This window comes from Cetobacterium sp. ZOR0034 (assembly GCF_000799075.1).
Classification (GTDB): Bacteria; Fusobacteriota; Fusobacteriia; order Fusobacteriales; family Fusobacteriaceae; genus Cetobacterium_A.
On the sequence record NZ_JTLI01000070.1, the window covers coordinates 1 to 5102 of the forward strand.

Genomic DNA, 5102 nt, shown 5'->3' on the forward strand with positions numbered 1-5102 from the left:
TTGTCGTGTTTTAATTTTATTGCGACAATTTGTCGTGTTTTAATTTTATTGCGACAATTTGTCGTGTTTTAATTTTTTTATCCGGAAAATCCGGATAAAAAAATTGATTATTTTCCTTTTTTAATCTATACTATAATTATTAAAAAAGGAGGTGAAAAGCGTTACTTTTTGAGTGACGTTAATTATGGGGAAAATAATAACTGTAAAAAATAATAAAGGTGGCGTTGGAAAATCAACTTTATCTAAAAATATTGCTCACGGTCTTGCTATGCTCGACTTCAAAACTGCACTGATTACCTCTGATGCTCAAAATGATAGCCTTATTCTTCTAGGGGGATGGTTTGAAGGTGGAAAAGGATTCAAATCTTTTGTTCAAAATGGTGAAGAGATTAAAATCAAAATCAGGGAAAACTTAGATTACTTTCCTGTAGAAACTGATATTTTTGGAATAAACTTAAAAAATAAAATCAGAAAAACATTTGAATCTTTAAGATCTAGTTATGATTTTATAATTGTTGACTGTGCTCCTGTTTTTAATGTTCTTAATGATATTATTCTTGAAATTACCGACGAAATTATCGTTCCTATAAAACTAGATAAATTAAGCACTGCTGGAATAACTAGATTGATCGAAAAAGCCGAGGGGGATAAGATTACACAAATAGTTCCAAACTTATATAGAAATACAAAGATATCTCGTGAATATTTTAATAGTCTATCTGAATTCTTTAGCAATACAGGAGTAATACTTACTGCACCAATTCCTGAAAGTGTTATTGAAGAACAACTTTCAGAAAAAGGAAAAACAATTTGGGAAACTCAAGCTAAAAAAGCAGAAGAACTTCAAAGTTTATATGGTGAAATTATTGGAGGAATTATTAATGGTTAAAAAAATTAATGTACTTGATCGTCTAAAGCAAGACTCTTTCAAGAAAAAAGAATTGCCTGCATCTTCTAATTCAGAGAAAAAAGAATTTGAGATTACTGTTATTGAAAAAGATTTTTTACCTGATACTGATGTTACTTTCAATTATGATGATATCCAAGATTTAGAAATGAAAAATGATTTGATTAGATATGAGTCACTTCTTCATATAGCTAAAAGTAATTATCATACTAAAGCTGGAGAAATTTTATTAGAAGCAAATGAGAAATATTCAAATAATAAAAGCGGAACTTTTGGAATTTGGTTAGAACACATGAAAATTGGGAAAAAAACTGCAGAACGTTTAATAAATCGTTTTAAGTTTATTAAACAACATTGTATCTCTGATGATGACCAATTTTACTTTGAAACTCTGCCTCTATCTCTAACTTATGAAATTTCAACTCCAAATGCAAATGAGGAATTAATTAAGGCTGTTCTTAATAGACAAATCAAAACTAGAAAAGAATACATCAATCTAAAAAATAATACTAAAAATACAAATATTAAAAAAACTGATATTATTTCTATTGAAAAACTATTTAACAAATTGAACTCAAATATTTCTATATTAATAGAAAATAAAATTGAAACATCATCTATTGATTCAAATAAAGCCAAAAATGTATATGAAAAAATTGAATCTTTAAACAAAGAAATTAAAAACCTATTAATGGAAATTGAGAAAACAAACTAACAATATTATTTATGAAAGGATTAAAACTATGAAACTATTTAATTTTGCAGATTTTTACTATGTTATAGAACATAATAACGAATACTTTGAATTTGAAATTGAAGATGATTTTTTAGATTCTATCTCTGAAGAATTAGACATTGATAACTTTGATATAACTAACATGACAGAATTATCTGAAGGAATTTTCAACTTATTAATAATTACTCCTAATGGAGACAATAAAAATTACGAATATAAACTTTCTCCTGAAAGAAAAGAATATATTCTTTCTGTTACAGAATAAAATTATAAAAAAATGGATTTATCATATTTTGATAAATCCATTTTTTATATACAATACAAAGGGACATTATATTAATGAATTTATTTTTATAATACTCTCTTCATCTTCATTATATTCTAAAACTAAATGTAAATTTCCAAGTTCACCTTCAAAAAATTTAGTTATTCCTAATAATCTAATTATCTTGTTTACTTCTTTTATATTTTCTCCTTCTAAAAGATCTAGTAAATCTAACTGGAACATAGACATATTTTTATATATTTTCTTTATTTCTACATTTTTAGCCTCTTGTGCTGTATTTAATTTTATAGATTCATTGCCAGTAGATAAATCTTCCGTATTTTCATTTTTGTCCACTTCTGTTGATGATATTTCAATAATATCTATTACATCCTCACTATTATTAAATAAATCTGTATTTTTTAAATTTACGACCTCTTGTGTTGTATATTTTTCGATATTTTTTATCAAATAGTCTTTTATTATCTTATCTTTAGCTGCATTAAAGGCCATTTTTTGAATTTTACCTTCTACACCACACATTGCTATATAATCCCTATATGCTTCTTCTTCTATAACCAATTTTTTTTCTAGCACTAACAAATTCCAAAAATTATCTACTTCTCCCACTATTTCCTTATTTACACTGACTTCTTGTGGTATTTCTATTTCTAAAAGTTTTAAATTATCATTTTTAACCTTTTGTGCTGTATTCTTTTTCTGCTGTGTAATATAATCTTCTGCCCATCCTTTTGATAAAGCTTGTATCATATAGCTTCTTATATTACTAACTTTCTGAACTTTTATATATTCAGCTACAAACTTTATATGTTCAAATCCATATTGTCTTATTCCATCTTTTATTACTTTTGGTAAAGTTTTTAATTCTCTAGCTTTAGACGGCAATATTTTTAAGATTTCTTCTAATTTTTCATTTGTTGGAATTCTATCAACAGTTTCAGCTTTTACAGCTTCAAAGTGATGATTTCCATCATTTTTTAAATCAACTCCACTATCTGTATGAGTTATTAATAAATTATCAAAGTGGTTTTTATCGTCATAAAAATATGTTTGCTTTAATTCATTATGAGTTTCATTAAAATAAAACTCAAACTCTGATTCAATCCATTTACTATTTTTTATAACTGTATAATTTTCTATCAAATTCATTTTTTTTAATTCTTGACAACTTTTTTCTATTACTTTTATCGTTCTTCCAATTTTTTGAATGTTTTCACTCAATGGAATTCTTTTTATAAGATTTATAGATAAAACTTTTATATACATTCTATTAAATCTTAATTTGTTTATAAGCATATATAAAGCTCTAGTTATAGGATTATCCATGCTTAAAAGAAGTTGTGAGTCATATACTAAGTATCCTTTTCTAATAATATTATCATAAAAATGCTCTGAAATTGATACTTTTATAACCTCTTTTATTCTTCTATCTGTAAATAACTCCTTTTCTGATTCCTGTGCTTGTTTTACTGAAATCATATGAATATTCATTATATTTGTATTTATTTGCTCTTCTATTATTCCCTTTATTTTATTAGAATATAAAGAGTTTTTAAATGTATAACTAGTTTGTGAAAGTCTTATTAACGCTTTTGATATTCTACCATAAAATCCCTTAAACGATTCTTGGGCTATACCCATATTTGTTAAAATCTCACTTATTGTTGTATAAAACATATTATTATATCTTTTATCTCTCATTATTTTTAATAATGCTATAAAAACTCTTTCCTCTAATTCACCTGGTATATAATCTCCTGATGTTGGATTAACTTGGATATAAGCTTCTTTTGATCTATTAAAAAAATATCTTATTATTTGATTTTTTTTCTTACTTGTACTCTTAGTAAACAATGGATATTCTATCATATTTATATCAATTCTTACTAAGCTATGATTCTTTTCATTTTCAATTTCAGAAACATCCAAAAATTTTTCAACTATTTCACTTGGACCTGTATCAATAACTTGATTCATAGGAATCTCAAATTTTTTTAATTTTTTCATTTTCACCAGCCCTTATTGTTGTATATTATAATATCTATTCCTTTTATATTGTATATAATACAATATAAGCAAAGCTTTTTCAAGATATTTTACCGTGACTATTGTATAAAATATCTAAAAAAAATCTCTTAATTCAAATATAGTAATCAATAACGTCTATTTTTTAAATTTTATAAAAACTACAACAATAAAGGCTATATATATACAACACATATGGATTTTAAATACAACATCTACGGACACACATATACAACATCAATGTCCATATATATACAACATCTACGGACATGTATTTTTCTTTTTATTTTAAAGAGAATACTTATTTTATCTATCTTTATAGACTATTTTATTTTTTTTTATTTCAATACAACAATATAAACAACTATAAACAAATAAAACAACTATAAACAATCTTTTATTAACTAATAATTTTAAAATTATCTCTTTATAATATAACTTATACTAAATTAAATAAATTAATATCACATTTTCAGATAATATAATACTAAGATAGGTAACTAAAATGTCAAAACACAAATATGACAATAAATTTAATGGAATCTAAAACAAAAATTTTTCTAATTTCAAAGATAAAGATTAATTGACTAATAAAAAAAAGAATCAATTAAAAAGATTTAATTACCATAAAAAAATTTTATAACACAAAATAGACTTCATAATAATTTAAATTATATTACTTAAAATCTAAAAAATAAATTTTTATAAAAAATATAAATTAATTCATAGTAAATATATTTGATATTATTTAAATATTAAATATATTTTTCTTTATATATTAAGAAGTAAGATTTCTTAAAAAAAATAAATTTTTATAAAAAATAAAAAAGTTTGTTGACATTATTTAAAATTTATGGTACTATTATTTTTGTCAGCAGCAAACAGCTGATGCAAAACAAAATAGTTCGGAATATAGCGCAGTCCGGTAGCGCACCTGCCTTGGGAGCAGGGGGCCGCAAGTTCGAATCTTGCTATTCCGACCATTTAATTGGGGTGTCGCCAAGCGGTAAGGCAACGGACTTTGACTCCGTCATGCGTTGGTTCGAATCCAGCCACCCCAGCCAACAATGTTTTGCCCCGTTCGTTCAGTGGTTAGGACAATAGATTTTCACTCTATAAACAGGGGTTCGATTCCCCTACGGGGTACC

Annotated in this window: 4 protein-coding genes and 3 tRNA genes; 6 read left to right on the plus strand and 1 reads right to left on the minus strand. The window is 25.0% G+C overall.

Annotation, left to right across the window (positions count from 1 at the left end):
* Nucleotides 1-184 precede the first annotated feature (184 nt).
* Genes L992_RS11510 through L992_RS11520 form a run of 3 tightly spaced genes read left to right on the plus strand, consistent with a single transcriptional unit; the run spans nucleotide 185 to nucleotide 1908 of the window.
* A complete protein-coding gene (locus L992_RS11510) occupies nucleotides 185-889 on the plus strand; it encodes a ParA family protein (protein ID WP_047382369.1) in 705 nt (234 codons plus the stop codon).
* Nucleotides 882-1622, plus strand: coding sequence for a hypothetical protein (locus L992_RS13215; protein ID WP_052191707.1), 741 nt, complete (start codon nucleotides 882-884; stop codon nucleotides 1620-1622). Before L992_RS11510 ends, L992_RS13215 begins: the two co-directional genes overlap by 8 nt.
* Nucleotides 1623-1650: 28 nt before the next feature.
* On the plus strand, nucleotides 1651-1908 hold the full coding sequence (locus L992_RS11520; RefSeq protein ID WP_047396385.1) for a hypothetical protein: 258 nt from the start codon (nucleotides 1651-1653) through the stop codon (nucleotides 1906-1908).
* A gap of 66 nt (nucleotides 1909-1974) precedes the next feature.
* Here the strand turns inward: L992_RS11520 and L992_RS11525 are convergent, their stop codons facing one another.
* Nucleotides 1975-3936, minus strand: a complete 1962-nt coding sequence (locus L992_RS11525) for a hypothetical protein (RefSeq protein WP_047396387.1) — start codon at nucleotides 3934-3936, stop codon at nucleotides 1975-1977.
* Between the two features lie 924 nt (nucleotides 3937-4860).
* Here L992_RS11525 and L992_RS11530 point away from each other — a divergent pair.
* From L992_RS11530 to L992_RS11540, 3 genes are all read left to right on the plus strand, one after another.
* Nucleotides 4861-4937, plus strand: a tRNA-Pro gene (locus L992_RS11530).
* A 6-nt stretch (nucleotides 4938-4943) separates the two neighbouring features.
* Nucleotides 4944-5018, plus strand: a tRNA-Gln gene (locus L992_RS11535).
* 10 nt (nucleotides 5019-5028) lie between these two features.
* Nucleotides 5029-5100 (plus strand) — tRNA-Glu (locus L992_RS11540).
* Nucleotides 5101-5102: the final 2 nt, after the last annotated feature.